The sequence below is a fragment of the Kitasatospora sp. NPDC051853 genome (assembly GCF_044452665.1).
In the GTDB taxonomy this organism is placed as follows: domain Bacteria; phylum Actinomycetota; class Actinomycetes; order Streptomycetales; family Streptomycetaceae; genus Kitasatospora.
This window is the reverse complement of sequence record NZ_JBITBY010000002.1, coordinates 386,849-404,565: the sequence shown is the minus strand read 5'-3', so window position 1 is coordinate 404,565 and position 17,717 is coordinate 386,849. Positions and strand designations below refer to the sequence as shown.

5 protein-coding genes are annotated in these 17,717 nt (G+C 75.5%); 2 read left to right on the top strand and 3 right to left on the bottom strand.

The features are described from left to right. The 3 genes from ACIA8O_RS06530 to ACIA8O_RS06520 are packed head-to-tail and all read right to left on the bottom strand — an operon-like array spanning position 1 to position 15,372. Positions 1-13,389: an SDR family NAD(P)-dependent oxidoreductase gene (locus ACIA8O_RS06530; protein WP_396292429.1), complete on the bottom strand. Its 13,389-nt coding sequence runs from the start codon at positions 13,387-13,389 to the stop codon at positions 1-3. After that, on the bottom strand, positions 13,376-14,377 hold the full coding sequence (gene mca, locus ACIA8O_RS06525) for a mycothiol conjugate amidase Mca (RefSeq protein ID WP_396292428.1): 1,002 nt from the start codon (positions 14,375-14,377) through the stop codon (positions 13,376-13,378). Before mca ends, ACIA8O_RS06530 begins: the two co-directional genes overlap by 14 nt. Continuing rightward, a complete protein-coding gene (locus ACIA8O_RS06520; RefSeq protein WP_396292427.1) occupies positions 14,374-15,372 on the bottom strand; it encodes a 3-oxoacyl-ACP synthase III family protein in 999 nt (332 codons plus the stop codon). Before ACIA8O_RS06520 ends, mca begins: the two co-directional genes overlap by 4 nt. Positions 15,373-15,875: 503 nt before the next feature. On the opposite strand from ACIA8O_RS06520, the gene ACIA8O_RS06515 reads away from it, so the two are divergent. Both ACIA8O_RS06515 and ACIA8O_RS06510 read left to right on the top strand, forming a co-directional pair. Then, on the top strand, positions 15,876-16,676 hold the full coding sequence (locus ACIA8O_RS06515) for a hypothetical protein (RefSeq protein WP_396292426.1): 801 nt from the start codon (positions 15,876-15,878) through the stop codon (positions 16,674-16,676). 160 nt (positions 16,677-16,836) lie between these two features. Beyond that, positions 16,837-17,601, top strand: a complete 765-nt coding sequence (locus tag ACIA8O_RS06510; protein WP_396292425.1) for a sigma-70 family RNA polymerase sigma factor — start codon at positions 16,837-16,839, stop codon at positions 17,599-17,601. Positions 17,602-17,717 lie beyond the last annotated feature (116 nt).

The following is a 17,717-nucleotide window of genomic DNA, read 5'->3' as shown; positions in this document are numbered from 1 at the left end:
TCAGATGTTCTCCAACCACTGGGTCAATTCGGCGAGTTCACGGTCGATCAGGTCTTCGGTGCGTTCGGCGGCCGGCCCGGCGGCCGGGGCGGCGGGGACGGGAGCGGGGGCAGGGGCGGCGGGGGCGGGTACCGCCTCGTCCAGCGGGAGCCCGATCTTCCCGGCCAGGAACGGGGCCATCTCGCGGATGGTCGGGTAGTTCCAGATCAGCGTCGCGGAGAGCCGCACCCGCAGCCCGGCCTCCAGCCGGTTGCGCAGCTCCAGCGACATCACGGAGTCGATGCCGAGCCCGCGCAGCGGCAGGTCCGGGTCGATCCGCTCGGGGGAGAGCTTCACCACCTGGGCGACGGTCTCCCGCAGCACCGTCTCCAGCGCGGTCCGGCGCTCCGCCCCGGGCGCGGCCGCGAGCAGCAGCTCCCGGACGTCCGGTGCGGCGGCGGCCACCCGCTCCGGCGCGGCGGCGGGCGCCGCCACCGCGGCCGCCGGGCGGGCCTCCTGACGGACCATCCGGAGCGCGGCCACCTCCAGCACCACGGCCCCGTCCGGGTCGGTGACCAGTACGTCGGCCTCCGCCACCGGCTCGCCGGGCCCGCCGGTGCGCAGCACCGCGTGCACCCGCAGCTCGGCGCCCGGGCGGCGGTGGCAGCGGATCCGGCCGATGCCCTCGCTCAGGAAGCCGTGCCGCTCCTGCTCGCCCCAGCCGGGGCCGAGCACCGGGGCGACCGCCACCTGGAGCGCGGCGTCCAGCACCGCCGGGTGCACCTGGTACCCGGCCGCCCGGGCCCGTACCGGCTCCGGCACCCGCAGCTCGGCCAGCGCCTCGCCCGGCCCGCGCCGGATCCGGGTGACGCCCTGGTAGGCGGGCCCGTAGGCGACGCCCCGGGCGGCCAGCAGCCGGTAGAACTCCGGGCCGTCCAGCTCCTCGCCGAGCCGGGCCGCCACCAGGTCCGGGGCCTCGGCCTCCGGCGCCGGCCGCTCGGCCTGCGGGGTCAGGGTCGCCTCGGCGACCTTCACCATCTCGCCGGACTGCTGGGCGAAGACCTGCACGGTGGCCTCCGCGCCCAGCTCGGTGAGCACCGTCTGCACCCGGCGGGTGCCGCTGTCCGGCACCACCAGCGGCCGGTGGAAGACCAACTCGCAGGCGGCGTAACGGGTCTGCGGGTGCAGCTCGGCGGCGGCCGCCAGCGCCATCTCCGCGTACGCCGCGCCGGGGGCCAGCGCCGCGCCGCCGATCCGGTGGTCCTGCACCGCGACGGTGGTCAGGTCGAAGTCCCGCTGCCAGTAGTGCACATCGGGCTGGAGCGCGGAGTCCAGCCGCTCACCGAGCAGCGGGTGCCCGGTGCCGGCCGGGCGCTGTGCCGCCGGGGCGCGGTGCCAGAACCGCTCCCGCTGCCAGGCGTACCCGGGCAGCTTCACCCGGCGCCCGCCGGCCGGCAGGGCCGGGCTGCCGGCCACCGGCAGGCCCAGGGTGTACAGCCGGCCGAGCGAGCCCAGCAGGCTGCTCCGCTCGTCCTCCCGGCGGCGCAGCGAGGGCAGCACCGCGGCGGTGGCGCCGGAGTGCGCGGCCACCTGCTCGACGGCCGGCAGCAGGATCGGGTGCGGGCTCATCTCCATGAAGGCCCGGAAGCCGTCCCCGAGCAGCCGCTCGATCCGGTCCGAGAACAGCACCGGGCGGCGCAGGTTCTCCACCCAGTACCCGGCCGTCATCCCGGTGCCGTCCACCACCTCGCCGGTGACGGTCGAGTAGACCGGCACGGTGCCCCGGCGGGGCGTCACTCCGGCGAGCGCGGCCAGCAGCTCCTCGCGCAGCGGCTCCATCTGCGGGCTGTGCGAGGCGACGTCCACCTTCACCCAGCGGCAGAACACCTCGTCCGCCTCCAGCCCGGCGGCGATCCGCTCCAGCGCGGCCACGTCACCGGAGAGCACCGTCGAGCGGGGGCTGTTGTTCACCCCGATCGAGACCAGGTCCTCCTGGCCGGCGATCAGCTCGCGCGCCTCGTCCATGGTCAACTCGGCCGCCAGCATGGCGCCCTGGCCGCTGAGCCGGAGCATCAGCCGGCTGCGCAGGCAGACGATCCGGGCCGCCTCCTCCAGTGAGATGGCCCCGGCCACGCAGGCCGCCGCGATCTCGCCCATGCTGTGGCCGACCACCGCGTCCGGCTCGACGCCCCAGGACCGCCAGAGCGCGGCCAGCGCGATCTCCACCGCCAGCAGCACCGGCTGCACCACGTCGATCCGGGCCAGCTGCGAGCTCTCCTCGTCCGCGCCCAGCTCGGCCAGCACCGACCAGTCGGTGAACTGCCCGGCCGCCCGGTCGAAGGCCGCCACCGACTCGCGGAACACCGGCTCGGTGCGCAGCAGTTCGCGGCCCATGCCGATCCACTGCGAGCCCTGGCCGGGGAACACGAAGGCCACCTTCGGCGGGGTGTCGGCGGCCCGCTCGGCCACCGTCAGCCCGGCGGCCGACCCGCCGTCGGCGTGCGCGGCCAGCGCCGCGGCCAGCTCACCGGTGCTCCCGGCCACCACGGCCAGCCGGTGCGGCTGGGCCGAGCGGCGGGCCGCCGCGGCGCACACCTCGGCCGCGGTCGCCCCGGTGAAGGCGAGCACCGGGGCCGTCCGGCCCGCCAGCTCGCGGAGCGCCTCCGGGGTGCGCGCGGAGAGCGTGAACAGCTCGCTGCCCACCGGGAGTTGCTCGTGTTCCTCGGTCACCTGGGTCTCCTGCTCCGGCCGGTCCCCGGCCTGCCAGCCCTCCAGTACGGCGTGCACGTTGGTGCCGCCCCACCCGAAGGCGCTCACCCCCGCCAGCAGCGGACGGTCCTGCGGCCAGTCGGCCGGCTCGTCCGCCACCCGCAGGCGCAGCTCGTCGAAGGCGATGTGCGGATTGGGCGTCTCGAAGTGCAGACTGCGCGGGATGTGACGGTTCTTCAGCACCAGCGCGGTCTTGATGAACCCGGCGATCCCGGCGGCCGCCTCCAGGTGGCCGAGGTTGGTCTTCACCGAGCCGATCGGCAGCGGGTCCGCACCGTCCCGGCCCCTGGTCAGCGCCGCGCCCAGCGCGCTCGCCTCGATCGGGTCGCCCAGCATGGTGCCGGTGCCGTGGGTCTCCACGTAGCCGATCTCCTCCGGCCCCACCGCGGCGTTGCGGCAGGCGTCCCGGAGCACCGCCTCCTGGGCGGCGCTGCTGGGCGCCGTCAGGCCGTTGCTCGGGCCGTCGTTGTTGGCCGCCGAGCCGAGGATGGTGCACCAGATCTCGTCCCCGTCGGCCAGCGCCCGGGAGAGCGGCTTGAGCACCACCACCCCGCAGCCCTCGCCCCGGCCGAAGCCGTCGGCGCTCGCGTCGAAGGCCTTGCAGCGGCCGTCCGGGGAGAGCCCGCCGAACTGGGTGATCGAGACCATGTTGGCCGGGTTGAGCAGCAGGTTGACCCCGCCCGCGACGGCGGTGTCGGACTCGCCGGACCACAGGCTCTGGCAGGCCAGGTGCACCGCCAGCAGCGAGGAGGAGCAGGCGCTGTCCACCACGTAGCTCGGCCCGCGCAGGCCCAGCACGTAGGAGAGCCGGTTGGCCACCATGTTGAGCGCCCGTCCGGTCGCCGAGTGCGGCGACAGCCCGTCCACGTCGGCCGCGGCCAGCTCGGCGTAGTCGTGCCAGATCGCGCTGGCGAAGACGCCGGTCCGGCTGCCGGCCAGCTGCTCGTTGGCCATCCCGGCGTCCTCCAGCGCCTCCCAGGCGACTTCGAGGAAGAGCCGCTGCTGCGGGTCCATCTCCTGCGCCTCGCGCGGCGAGATGCCGAAGAACAGCGGGTCGAAGCCGTCCACCGGCCCGCGCAGGAAGCCGGCCTCGACCGGCATCCGCTCGGTCACCACCTCGGGGTGCGCGGCGGCGAAGGCCGCCTGGTCCCAGCGGTCCGCCGGGACGGGGCCGACGGCGTCGGTGCCGTCGAGCAGCAGCCGCCAGAACGCCTCCGGGTCGTCCGCCTGCGGGAAGCGGCAGCCGATGCCGACCACCGCGATCGGCTCCCGGACCGGCTCACCGGTGCGCCGCGGTGCGGGCTCCGGCTCGGGCGCCGGGGCGGCCGCGTCGTCCGGCAGCAGCAGTGCGCGCAGGGCCTTCGCCACCGCGTTCGGGGTCGGGGCGTCGAACAGCAGGGTGGCCGGGAGCCGCAGCCCCGTCGCCGCGCCGAGCCGGTTGCGCAGCTCCACCGAGGTCAGCGAGTCGAAGCCGAGCAGCTTGAAGGTCTGGCCGCTGCCGATCGCGCCCTCGGCCCGGTGGCCGAGCACCACGGCGGCGTTGGCCAGGACCAGATCGAGCAGCAGCCGGTGCTGCTCCGCCTCCGTCAGGCCGCGCAGCCGGACGGTCAGTTCGGAGCCGCCTGCCGCCGTCGCGGCCGTCGCGGCCGCCACCGCGCGGCGGGTGCGCCGGGCCGGGGCCGGGCCGGCCAGGCCGCGCAGCAGCGGCGGCACCGGGCCGGAGCGCAGCGCGGGCAGGTCGATCCTGGTCGGCAGCAGCACCGCCCGGTCACCGGCCAGCGCGGCGTCGAACAGCGCGAGCGCCTGCTCGGTGCCCAGCGGGGTGGAGCCGGAGCGGGCCAGCCGGGCCCGGTCGGCGTCGGTCAGGTGGGCGGACATCCCGCTGGACTGCTCCCAGTAGCCCCAGGCCAGGCTGTGCGCGGGCAGGCCGAGGCCGGTCCGGTGCTGGGCCAGCGCGTCCAGGAAGGCGTTGGCCGCCGCGTAGTTGGCCTGCCCGGCGTTGCCCAGGGTGCCGGCCACCGAGGAGAACAGCACGAAGGAGCTCAGGCCCAGGTCCGCGGTCTGCCGGTGCAGCTCCCAGGCGGCATCGGCCTTCGGCCGCAGCGCGGCGTGCAGCTGCTCCGCCGTCAGGTTGGGCACGGTGGCGTCGGCCAGCAGGCCGGCCGCGTGCACCACCGAGGTGAGCGGGTGCCCGGCCGGCACGGCGGCCAGCAGCGCGGCCACCTCGGCGGGCTCCGCCAGGTCGGCGGCGGCGATCGTCACGGTGGCGCCCAGCTCGGTCAGCTCGGTCCGCAACTCCTCCGCACCGGGCGCCAGTTCACCGCGCCGGCTGGTGAGCAGCAGGTGCCGCACGCCGTGCCGGGTGACCAGGTGCCGGGCCAGCAGCCCGCCCAGGGTGCCGGTGCCGCCGGTGACCAGCACGGTGCCCGCCGGATCGGGCGGTGCGGGCAGGGTGAGCACCACCTTGCCGACGTGCCGGGCCTGGCTCAGGTACCGGAAGGCCTCCGGCGCCCGCCGGACGTCCCAGCCGGTCAGCGGCAGCGGCTGCAGCACGCACTGCTCGAACAGCGCCATCAGCTCGGCCAGCATCCGCTGGACGTGCTCCGGCGGGAGCCGCAGCAGGTCGAACGCCCGGTAGTCGACGCCCGGGTGGGCGGTGGCGAGCTGCTCGCGGTCGCGCGGGTCGGTCTTGCCCATCTCCAGGAACCGTCCGCCGGGGCCGAGCAGCCGCAGCGAGGCGTCGGTGAACTCCCGGGCCAGCGAGTTGAGCACCACGTCCACGCCCCGGCCGCCGGTGGCGGCCCGGAAGGACTCCTCGAAGCCGAGGTCGCGGGAGGAGGCCAGGTGGTCCTCCTCCAGGCCGAGTGCGCGCAGGACGTCCCACTTCGCGGGGCTCGCGGTGGCGAACACCTCCGCGCCGCGGTGCCGGGCCAGCTGGAGCGCGGCCAGGCCGACCCCGCCGGTGGCGGAGTGCAGCAGCAGCCGCTCGCCGGCCTTCAGGTCGCCCAGCTCGGACAGCGCGTGATGGGCCGTCAGGAAGACCACCGGCACCCCCGCCGCCTGGGCGAAGCTCCAGGACCGGGGCATCCGGACCAGCAGCCGGTGGTCGGTGACCGCCACCGCGCCGATGCCGCCCGGGAAGAGGCCGGTCACCCGGTCCCCGACCACCAGGCCGGTCACCGCACTGCCGGTCTCCAGTACCGTCCCGGCGCCCTCGGTGCCGAGCAGGGCCGGCTCCGGGTACATGTCCAGGGCGATCAGCACGTCCCGGAAGTTCAGGCCGACGGCGCGCACCGCGACCCGGACTTCGTGCGGGGCCAACTCGCGTCCCTGCTCGGGGTGTTCGGCCAGGGCCAGGCCGTCGGGACGGCCCGGCTCGGCCACCTCCAGCCGCCAGTGGCCGTCGCCGGCCGGGACGACGAGCCGTCCCCCGTCCTCGGCGGCGGCCCCGGCGGTGGGTGCGACGGCCAGCCGGGCGGTCAGCAACCGGCCGCCGCGGACCGCGAGTTGCGGCTCGTCTAGGGCGAGCGCGGCGGGCAGCAGCGGCTCGCCGTCCTGCTCCCCGTCCAGGTCGAGCAGCAGGAAACGGCCCGGCTGCTCGGACTGCGCGGAGCGCACCAGGCCCCAGAGCGCGGCGCCCGGCAGGTCCCGGACGTCCTCCCCGGCCTCGGTGGCGACGGCGCCGCGGGTGAGCAGCACCAGCCGGCTGTCGGCGAACCGCTCCTCGGCCAGCCACTCCTGGAGGATCGCGAGCAGCTCGGCCGCGGCGCGGTGGGTCTCCGCCGCCGGATCGGCGCACGGCTCGGGCGTCCACCAGGGGAGCAGCACGGCGGTCGGCGCCTCGGCGAGCTCCGCCAGGGTGGTGACGGCGCGGGCGGCCGGGGCCACCCCGGCCGGTCCGTGGCCGGTCAGCAGGGCCCAACTCGCCCCGGTGGCAGCCTCGGTGGCAGTGGCGTCGGGCTCCGGCGCCGCCGTCCAGTCGAGCCGGTACAGGGCGCCGGCGGCCGCGGTGGCGGCCGGAGCCGGGGCGGGGCGCAGGACGAGCCCGTCGGCGTCGGCGACCGGTGCGCCGCTCGGGTCGGCGGCGGTCAGGGCGATCCGGTCCGGGCCCTCCACCGCCAGGTGCACCCGCAGGGCGGTCGCCCCGGTGGCGTGCAGCCGCAGGCCGCTCCAGCTGAACGGCAGCCGCAGCTCGCCCGGCAGCTCGCCCGCCTGGTCGCCGTCCAGCAGCGGCAGCAGGGCGGCCGGGTGCAGCGCGGCGTCCAGCAGGGCCGGGTGGATGCCGTACCCGGCGGTGGCCGCGGCGTGCTCGGACTCCGGCAGCGCCACCTCGGCGTACAGGTCGTCACCCCGGCGCCAGAGCGCGGTCAGGCCCTGGAACGCGGGGCCGTACTCGTAGCCGAGGGCGGCCAGCCGCCGGTAGGCGTCGGTGAGGTCGACCGGCTCGGCCTGGGCGGGCGGCCAGGCGCCGACCAGCGCCGCGTCCTCGCCGCTGCCCACCGAGGGGGAGACGGTGCCGCCGGCGTGGCAGGTCCAGCCGGCCCCGCCGTGCGGGCGGGCGTGCACCGTGACGGTGCGGCGGCCCTCGGCGTCCGGGCCGGTGAGCGCGGTCTGGAGCTGGACGGAGCCCTGCTCGGGCAGGAACAGCGGGACGTGCAGGGTGAGTTCGTCGAGCGTGCCGCAGTCGGCGGCCTCCGCGGCGGCGAGCGCCAGCTCGGCGAAGGCGGTGCCGGGCAGCAGGGCGGTGCCGTGCACCGCGTGGTCGGCCAGCCAGGGGTGCGCGTGCCGGGAGAGCTGTCCGGTCATCACCAGGCCGTCGCCGTCGGCGAGTTCGACCGCCGCGCCGAGCAGCGGGTGGCCCGGGTCGGTCAGGCCGGCCGCGGTGACGTCGGTGGTGGTCTCGGTGGTCAGCCAGTAGTGGTGGCGTTGGAAGGGGTAGGTGGGGAGGTTGGTGTGGGTGGTGGGGGTGTGGGTGTGGGGCCAGTTGATGGTGTGGCCGTGGGTCCAGAGGTGGGCGGCGTTGGTGAGCAGGCGGGTGGGGGTGCCGTCGTTGCGGTGGAGGGTGCCGAGGGTGTGGGTGGGGGTGTTGAGGGTGTGGGTGGTGTCGTGGATGTGGTTGGTGAGGATGGGGTGGGGGCTGATTTCGAGGTAGGTGTGGTGGCCGGTGGTGGTGAGGTTGTGGATGGTTTGGTGGAGGTTGACGGGTTGGCGGGCGTTTTGGAACCAGTAGTGGGGGGTGAGTTGGGTTCCGTCGAGGGGGGTGGTGGTGACGGTGGAGTGGAAGGGGGTGTGGGTGGGTTGGGGGGTGATGGGGGTGAGTTGGGTGGTGAGTTGGTGGTGGAGGGGTTGGACGTGGGGGCTGTGGCTGGCGACGGTGGAGGGGATGAGTTTGGCGTGGATGCCTTGGTTGGTGAGGGTGGTGGTGAGGGTGGTGAGGGTGGGGGTGTCGCCGGCGATGGTGATGTGGTGGGGGCTGTTGTGGCCGCTGATGGTGAGGGTGGGGTGGTGTTGGAGGTGGGGTTGGGCTTGTTGGGGGGTGAGGTTGACGGTGGCGACGGCGGTGTTGGTGAGGTGGTGGTGGAAGAGGCGGCTGCGGGTGGTGGTGATGAGGGCGGCGTCGTGGAGGGTGAGGGCGCCGGCGGTGTGGGCGGCGGCGATTTCGCCTTGGGAGTGTCCGGTGACGGCGTCGGGGGTGATGCCGAGGGCCTGCCAGAGGTCGGCGAGGCTGATCATGATGGCGAGGAGGACGGGTTGGAGGGTGTCGATGCGTTGGAGGTCGTGGGTGCCGGTGGTGTCGTGGAGGGCTTCGAGGATGGAGAAGCCGGTGTGTTGGGCGATGGCGTGGTCGCATTCGCGCATGCGGGTGGCGAAGCGGGGTGAGGTGTCGAGGAGTTCGAGGGCCATGCCGGTCCACTGGGAGCCCTGACCCGGGAACACGAACACCACACCACCGGTGTCACCGACCTCGCCGGTGACCACCGAGGCGTTCGGCACGCCCTCGGCCAGGTCGCGCAGACCGGCCAGCAGCTCGGCGCGGTCGGCGGCGAACACCGCGGCCCGGTGCGAGTGGGCCGCCTGCCGGACCAACGCGCCTGCCAGCGCCGCCGGTTCGAGCTCCGGATCGGCCTCGGCCAGCTCCAGCAGCTGGGCCGCGCGGGCCCGCAGGGCCGGCTCGCCGACGGCCGAGAGCAGCAGCGGCAGGACCGGATCGGTGAGCAACTCCTCGCCCTGGCCGCCCTCCTGGGCGACGGCCGGCTGCTCGCCCGGCTCCAGCGCCTGTTCCAGGATCGCGTGCGCGTTGGTCCCGCTGATCCCGAACGAGGAGACCGCGGCCCGGCGGGCCCGGCCGGTCTCCGGCCACGGCACCTGCTCGGTCAGCAGCGTGACCGCGCCGGACTCCCAGTCCACCTGCGGCGTCGGCCGGTCCAGGTGGAGGCTGCGGGGCAGCACGCCGTGCCGCAGCGCCATCACCATCTTGATCACGCCGCCCACGCCGGCCGCCGCCTGGGCGTGGCCGATGTTGGACTTGAGCGAGCCGAGCAGCAGCGGCTCGGTACGGTCCTGGCCGTAGGTGGCGAGCAGGGCGTGCGCCTCGATCGGGTCGCCCAGCCGGGTGCCGGTGCCGTGCGCCTCGACCGCGTCCACGTCCGCGGGGGCCAGGCCGGCGTTGGCCAACGCGTCCCGGATCACCCGCTGTTGGGCCAGCCCGTTCGGCGCGGTCAGGCCGTTGGAGGCACCGTCCTGGTTGATCGCGCTGCCGCGCAGCACGGCCAGCACCGGGTGCCCGTTGCGGCGCGCGTCGGAGAGCCGCTCCAGCACCAGCATGCCGACGCCCTCGCCCCAGCCGGTGCCGTCGGCCTCGGCGGAGAACGCCTTGCACCGCCCGTCCGGGGAGAGCGCCCGCTGCCGGCTGAGCTCGACGAACAGGCCGGGGGTCGGCATCACGGTCGCGCCGCCGGCCAGCGCCAGCGAGGACTCGCCGGTCCGCAGCGACTGGCAGGCCAGGTGGATCGCGACCAGCGAGGAGGAGCAGGCGGTGTCCACCGTGACGGCCGGGCCCTGCAGGCCGTAGGTGTACGCGAGCCGGCCGGAGATCACGCTGGTGGTGGTGCCGGTCAGCGCGTAGCCCTCGACCTCGGCGGTGCCCTCGTGCAGCCGGGGGCCGTAGTCCAGCGCCATGGCGCCGACGAAGACGCCGGTGCGGCTGCCGCGCAGCGCGGCCGGGTCGAGACCGGCCCGCTCCAGCGACTCCCAGGAGGTCTCCAGCAGCAGGCGCTGCTGCGGTTCCATGGCGAGCGCCTCGCGCGGCGAGATGCCGAAGAAGGCCGGGTCGAACTCGGCCGCGTCGTACAGGAATCCGCCCTCGCGGACGTACGTGGTGCCGGTGCGGGAGAGCTCCGGGTCGTACAGCTCGTCCAGCCGCCAGCCGCGGTCGGTGGGGAAGCCGGCGATCGCGTCCACACCGTCGGCCACCAGCCGCCAGAGGTCCTCCGGCGAACGCACCCCGCCCGGGTAGCGGCAGGCCATCGAGACGATCGCGATCGGCTCGTCGTGGAACGCCGCCTCGGGGCGGTTGGCGGTCACCGCGCGGGCCGAACCGCTGGAGCCGCCCAGCAGTTCGGTCAGCAGGTAGCTGGCCAGCGCGGCCGGTGACGGGTGGTCGAACATCGCGCTGTTCGGCAGCTCCAGGCCGGTGGCCTTGGCCAGCCGGTTGCGCAGCTCGACCGTCATCACCGAGTCGAAGCCCAGGTGCTTGAAGGGCTGCCCGGTCTGCTGGGCGTTCACCGAGGAGCGGCCGGAGACCGCGGCGACGTGGTCGCGGACCAGGTCCAGCAGCAGCCGCTCGGCCTCGGCGGCGCCGGTGCCGGCCAGCCGCTCGCGCAGCGGCGACCGCTTCGGCTTCGACTGCTTCGACGGTGCGGCCGGAGCCGCGACCGGGCTCGGGCTCGCCGCCTCGGGGGTCTGTGCCTCGGGAGCCTGCGGGCCGCCGTCGATCCAGTAGTGGTGGCGTTGGAAGGGGTAGGTGGGGAGGTTGGTGTGGGTGGTGGGGGTGTGGGTGTGGGGCCAGTTGATGGTGTGGCCGTGGGTCCAGAGGTGGGCGGCGTTGGTGAGCAGGCGGGTGGGGGTGCCGTCGTTGCGGTGGAGGGTGCCGAGGGTGTGGGTGGGGGTGTTGAGGGTGTGGGTGGTGTCGTGGATGTGGTTGGTGAGGATGGGGTGGGGGCTGATTTCGAGGTAGGTGTGGTGGCCGGTGGTGGTGAGGTTGTGGATGGTTTGGTGGAGGTTGACGGGTTGGCGGGCGTTTTGGAACCAGTAGTGGGGGGTGAGTTGGGTTCCGTCGAGGGGGGTGGTGGTGACGGTGGAGTGGAAGGGGGTGTGGGTGGGTTGGGGGGTGATGGGGGTGAGTTGGGTGGTGAGTTGGTGGTGGAGGGGTTGGACGTGGGGGCTGTGGCTGGCGACGGTGGAGGGGATGAGTTTGGCGTGGATGCCTTGGTTGGTGAGGGTGGTGGTGAGGGTGGTGAGGGTGGGGGTGTCGCCGGCGATGGTGATGTGGTGGGGGCTGTTGTGGCCGCTGATGGTGAGGGTGGGGTGGTGTTGGAGGTGGGGTTGGGCTTGTTGGGGGGTGAGGTTGACGGTGGCGACGGCGGTGTTGGTGAGGTGGTGGTGGAAGAGGCGGCTGCGGGTGGTGGTGATGAGGGCGGCGTCGTGGAGGGTGAGGGCGCCGGCGGTGTGGGCGGCGGCGATTTCGCCTTGGGAGTGTCCGGTGACGGCGTCGGGGGTGATGCCGAGGGCCTGCCAGAGGTCGGCGAGGCTGATCATGATGGCGAGGAGGACGGGTTGGAGGGTGTCGATGCGTTGGAGGTCGTGGGTGCCGGTGGTGTCGTGGAGGGCTTCGAGGATGGAGAAGCCGGTGTGTTGGGCGATGGCGTGGTCGCATTCGCGCATGCGGGTGGCGAAGCGGGGTGAGGTGTCGAGGAGTTCGAGGGCCATGCCGGTCCACTGGGAGCCCTGACCCGGGAACACGAACACCACACCGTCCGTGGGGACTTCACCCACCCGGCCCTCGACCAGCCGGGCATGCGGACGGCCCTCGGCCAGCGCCGCCAGCGCGTCCAGCAGCTCCTCGGTGCTCTCGCCCAGCACCACCGCACGGCACTCGAAGGCGGTGCGCTCGGTGGCCAGCGAGCGGGCGACCCGGTCCGGGTCGAGCTCCGGCTCGCGCCGGGCCCAGGCCAGCAGCCGGGCGGCCTGCTCGCGCAGCGCCTCCTCCGTCCGGGCGGAGAGCAGCCAGGGCGCGAGGCAGCCGGTCAGCAGCGCCGGCTCGTCCGTGCCGTCGGTGCCGTCCGCACCGGTCACCGCGGCCTGCTCCGGAGACGTTTCCCAACTCTCGATCACCACATGGCAGTTGGTGCCGCCGACGCCGAAGGACGAGACGCCCGCCAGCACCGGTGCGCCGTCCTCGCCCAGCGGGCGCAGCTCGGTGTTGACCCGCAGGTTGAGCTGCTCCAGCGGGATGCCCGGATTGGCCCGGTGGAAGTGCAGGCTGGCCGGCAGCGCGCGGTGGTGCACGCTGAGCACGGCCTTGAGCAGCCCGGCGATCCCGGCCGCGCCCTCCAGGTGGCCGATGTTGGTCTTCACCGAGCCGACCAGCAGCGGCGCACCCGCCGGGCGGACGGAGCCGACCGCGCTGCCCAGTGCGGCCGCCTCGACCGGGTCGCCGACCGGGGTGCCGGTGCCGTGCAGCTCGACGTACTCCACCTCGGCCGGGTCGGTGCCGGCCTGACGGTGCGCCAGCCGGATCACCTCGGCCTGCGCGGAGGCGCTCGGCACGGTCAGCCCGGCCCCCGCGCCGTCGTTGTTCACCGCGCTGCCGCGGATCACGCAGTACACCGGGTCGCCGTCGGCCAGCGCGTCCGCCAGCCGCTTGAGCACCAGCAGCCCGGCTCCCTCGCCGCGGACGTAGCCGTTGGCCCGCTCGTCGAAGGTGAAGCACCGCCCGTCCGGGGAGAGCCCGCCGAACCGCTCGGCCACCGTGAGGTTCTGCGGCGCGGTGTGCAGGTTGACGCCACCGGCCAGCGCGACCGAGGACTCGCCGCTGCGCAGGCTCTCGCAGGCCAGGTGGACGGCGACCAGCGAGGAGGACTGGCCGGTGTCCACGGTGAGGCTCGGCCCGTGCAGGCCCAGCGCGTAGGAGACCCGGTTGGCGATGACGCTGCGGTGCAGGCCGGTCAGGGTGTGCGGGCCGACGGCCGCGGGCCCGGCGCCCAGGGTCAGGGTGGTGTAGTCGCTGCCGAGCGAGCCGACGAAGACTCCGGCCCGGCTGCCGGTCAGCGCGCCGGGCAGGATGCCGGCGTCCTCCAGGGCCTCCCAGGCCAGCTCCAGCACCAGCCGCTGCTGCGGGTCCATCGCGGCCGCCTCGCGCGGCGAGATGCCGAAGAAGTCCGGGTCGAACTGCCCGATCCCGTCCAGGAAGGCGCCCCGGCCGAGGCCGGTGCGGCCGTCCGCCGGGCCGTCGGTGACGGCGTCGGTGGCGGTGCTCAGCAGCTGCCAGTAGGCCGCCGGGTCGGGCGCCTGGGGCAGGCGGCAGGCCATCCCGACGACCGCGATCACGTCGCCGGTCGCCTCGTCATCAGTGCAGAACATCGGCCAGCCCCTCGGTCAGTGCGGTCGCGGTGGTGTCGGAGTGGGTGCGGTCGGCAGTGGTGCGGCCGGCGGTGGTGCGGTCGGCCCCCTCGGTGCGGGAGGCCGGGCCGGTCTCGACGGTGACGCCGGCGAACAGGCAGTCCTCCGGCAGCTCGACCGGGACGGTCGAACGGGCCAGGTGGTAGTCCTCGGTGGGCCAGGCGGCCCGGAGCAGCTCCGGCGGGTGGACGAACCAGAAGCCCTCGGGGTCGATCTGCGTCTCGTGCGCCCGCAGGGCCCGGAACCGGGTCTCGAACCACTCGCCGCACGGCACCCGGGTGGTGATCGGCAGCAGCGTGGTGGCGTCGTGCTGCCAGAGCAGCGCGAGCTTGGCGGACAGCTCGGGGCAGGAGAAGTCGGTTCCACGGCCCAGGAGTTCGGCCCGCAGGGCGCTGATCCGCTCGGGGTGCGAGCCGCCCACGTGGTAGTAGAGCTTGGCCGGCTGCCAGGGCCGCCCGGCGCCGGGGTAGCGGGCCCCGTCCCCGGCGGCCTCGAAGGCAGCCGCCGAGATCCGGTGGCAGGCGATGTGGTCCGGGTGCGGGTAGCCGCCGTTCGGGTCGTAGGTGAGCATCACGTGCGGGCGGAACTCCCGTACCACCCGGACGAGTTCACCGGCCGTCTGGTCCAGCGGGCGGTCGGCGAAGCAGCCCTCGGGCAGCGGGGGCAGCGGGTGTCCGGCCGGCAGGCCGGAGTCCAGGTGGCCGAGCAGGTGGTGCCGCACGCCCAGGATCTCGCAGGCCCGGGCCAGTTCGGCCCGCCGGACCGCGCCGAGGTTCTCCCGTACCCCCGGTCGGTCGGCCGCCGGGTTCTGGATGTCCCCGCGCTCGCCGCCGGTGCAGGTGACGACCAGCACCTCGACGCCCTCGGCCGCGTACCGGGCCAGGGTGGCAGCACCCTTGCTGGACTCGTCGTCCGGATGCGCGTGCACGGACAGCAGGCGCAGGTTCATCCGCGCACCGCCCAGCGGAGCAGGCAGCAGCCGATCGCCATGCCACCGCCGAACCCGGCCAGCAGCACCAGGTCGCCCTCGCGGAGCTGCCCGGCCCGGTCGGCCGCGGCCAGCGCCACCGGCACCGAGGCGCTGCCCATGTTCCCGTACTCGACCAGCGTCTTGTGGGTCCGCGCCCCGGTCAGCCCGGCCGTCTCGGCCAGCTGGTCCAGCATCACGCCGTTGGCCTGGTGCGGCACGAAGTGGTCGACCTCGGCGAGCGGGTGGCCGGTCCGGGCGGCCAGCGAGGCCAGCGCGGGCGGCACGTTCTCCAGCACGAAGTCACGCACCCCGCGCCCGTCCATCCGGAACCAGTGCTCGCCGCCCGCGACCGTCTCGGCCGAGGCCGGCCGCCGGCTGCCGCCGGCCGCGACCCGGATCAGCCCGTGCGCGTCGCCCCGGCTGGCCAGCTCGAAGTCCACGATCCCGCCCGGCGCGGGCACCTCGCCCAGCACTGCGGCCCCGGCGCCGTCCGCGAACAGCACGGCGGTGCGGCGGTCGGTGAAGTCCAGGATCCGCGAGTAGACGTCGGCCGCCACCACCAGGGCGCGGGTGCCGGGGCGCCGGGCCAGCAGGCTCTCGGCCAGCGCCAGCGCGTAGACGAAGCCGCTGCAGACCACGTTGATGTCGAAGCAGACCGCGTTGTACGCCCCGAGCAGGTCCTGCACCAGGTGGGCGGTGGGCGGCTGCGGGGAGTCGCCGGTGGAGGTCGCGACGATCAGGTAGTCGACCCGCTCGGGCGGCAGTCCGGCCCGGGCGAGCGCGTCGGCGCCGGCCAGGGCGGCCAGGTCCGAGGTCGCCTCGCTCGGGGCCGCGTACCGGCGTGACCTGATCTGGGTCTTCCGTTCGATCCACTCGGCGGTGGCACCGACGCGCTCCGCCACCTCCTCGTTGGAGACCTCGTCCTTGGGGAGGTAGGAGCCGGTGGCCAGGATCCCGACCGATGTCCGTTCCACGGTGGTACGCCTTTCGACGAGACGGGGCTGCCGGGCTGTTTCCGGGCAGGCTGAAGTCCGGTGACGGTGCGTCAGTTCGCTTGAGGGGGACCGCGGACGGCACGCGGCGGTGCGTTCGAAGTGTTGGTTCGAAGAGGTGGTCCGAGAAGCACACTAGGAACGGCCCCGGTGATCGCCAACCCCTAACGGGGCCCCTACCGACCACGGTCCGGGACGGCCGGCGGGGGCACGGACCACCACCGTGCTCCTTCTCACACCCGGCCGGGCCCGGGCCCGGCCGCCACCCGGGGCGGAGCACGTCCGCGCAGGTCGGCGCCGGTGCGGGGCACGGCGGCCGGGGCGGTGCGGGACTGACGCCCGCTCAGCAGTCGGCCGGGGCGGCCGTCCGGTTCCCGGCACCCCGGGGTGACCCCGGTCACCCCGCCCGAACGGGTGGCCGGAAGGCCGGTACGGGCGGGAGGCGGCTCACCGGAGGGTGCGCAGGGTGCGACGATGAGTCGGTCATGGAGTCGGTCATCGAGTCGGGTCGGGTCGGGAGAGCGGGGCGGGCCGCGGTGTTCGCCGCCGCCTGCGTGCTGCTCGGCGCGGCCGGGCACGTGCTGATGTCCGGGGACACCGTGCCCGGACGGGTGCTCGCGGCCGCCTTCGGGGCGGTCGGGGCGCTCGGCTGGCTGACGGCCCGTCGGGAACGCGGGCCGCTGCTGGTCACCGGGCTGACCGTGGGCGTGCAGGCCGCACTGCACGCGCTCTTCTCGCTCGGCCAGGCCGCCTCCGGAGGGAACGCGGCCGCCGGGGCCGACGGGACGGCCGCCCAGTGGGTGCGGCTGCTGCTCTGCAACGGCCACCCGCTCCCGCCCGGTGAGGCGGCCCGGCTGGTCGCGGACGCCGGGCTGGACCTGGCCTCCCTCGGCCCGCCGGCCGACGCGGTCGCCGCCCTGGTGGTCCCGGCCGCGACGGCCGGCGCCCACGCGCACGCCCACGCGGGCGGGCACCTGCACGCCGCGATGGCGGGCGGCCCGTCCGCCCCGATGGGCGGCGGGGGCCTCGGCATGCTCGCCGCCCACCTGGTGGCCGCCCTGCTGCTCGGCCTCTGGCTGGCGGCGGGCGAACGGGCGGTGTTCCGTCTCGGCCGGACGGTCGCGGCCTGGCTGTTCGCGCCGGTGCTGCTCCTGCTCCGGGCCGCCGCCCCCGTTCCGCCGCTCCGCCCGCGCCGCCGCCCGGACCCGGCGCCGCGCCTGCGGCGGCTGCTGCTCGTCCACGCGATCACCTCTCGGGGCCCGCCGCTCGGGACCGCCGTCCTCTGACGGCCCGTCACCCCGGGGACGCCCCGGCCGACGCCGCGCCCGTACGGGCCGTGGCGCCGCTGCCGCGCGCCCGTGCGCTCCCGCGCCTGCGCTCCCGTGTGCCCCGGGCCGGTCCTGCGGCCGTCCGCGCCGCTCCCGACTCCGAGAAAGACCCACGGCGTTGAACCCTGCCCTGCCTGCTCCCGCCCCGGCGGGACGCGCTGCCCGCGGCCCCGCCGCCCGCCGCCCCGCCATCCGTCGTACCGGCCCCGACGACCCCACCGTCACCGCCTGGGCGCTGGCCGCCCGGGAGGGCGATCCGGCGGCCGTCGAACGGTTCGTCCGGGCGACCCGGATGGACGTCTGGCGGTACGTCGCCCACCTGAGCGGCGAGCCCCAGGCCGCCGACGACCTCACCCAGGAGACCTTCCTGCGGGCGCTGCGCAGCCTGCCCCGCTTCGAGGCCCGCTCCTCGGCCCGCACCTGGCTGCTCTCGATCGCCCGCCGGACGGTGGTCGACCGCTTCCGCTTCGCCGCCGCCCGCCCCCGGCTGCTGGACACCGACGACTGGCAGGGCGCCGCCGAACGGGCCCAGTCCTGCGACCTGCCCGGCTTCGAGGAGGGCGTGGCGCTCTCCGAACTGCTCGCCGCGCTCCCGGCCGAGCGGCGGGAGGCCTTCGTGCTCACCGCCGTGCGCGGCCTCCCGTACGAGGAGGCGGCCCGGCTGACCGGCTGCCCGATCGGCACCGTCCGCTCCCGGGTGAACCGGGCCCGGGCCGCGCTGATCCGCCAACTCGCGGAGGCGGAGCGGCAGTCCGGGGCGGCGGCCCCGGCGGTGGTGCCTGCGGTGGTCCCGGCTGCGGCCCCGGCCGTGGTGCCGGCCCCCACGGCGCTGCACGGCCGGGGTGCCGTTCCCTCCGCCGGCCTCGTCGGCTGTGCGGCCTGAGCGGTTCCCGGAACCACACGATGGGGGCACCGGACGGCGTGTCCCGGTGTCCCCGTCCCCGCACGTGCGTTGTCGTTGACGACCACCGGACCGGTTCACCGACCGGACCCGATCTC

Excerpts from the sequence above, each read along its gene's own strand:
- ACIA8O_RS06530 (WP_396292429.1), bottom strand. The coding sequence starts at position 13,389 with ATGTTCTGCACTGATGACGAGGCGACCGGCGACGTGATCGCGGTCGTC.
- mca (WP_396292428.1), bottom strand. The coding sequence starts at position 14,377 with ATGAACCTGCGCCTGCTGTCCGTGCACGCGCATCCGGACGACGAGTCC.
- ACIA8O_RS06515 (WP_396292426.1), top strand. The coding sequence starts at position 15,876 with ATGGAGTCGGTCATCGAGTCGGGTCGGGTCGGGAGAGCGGGGCGGGCC.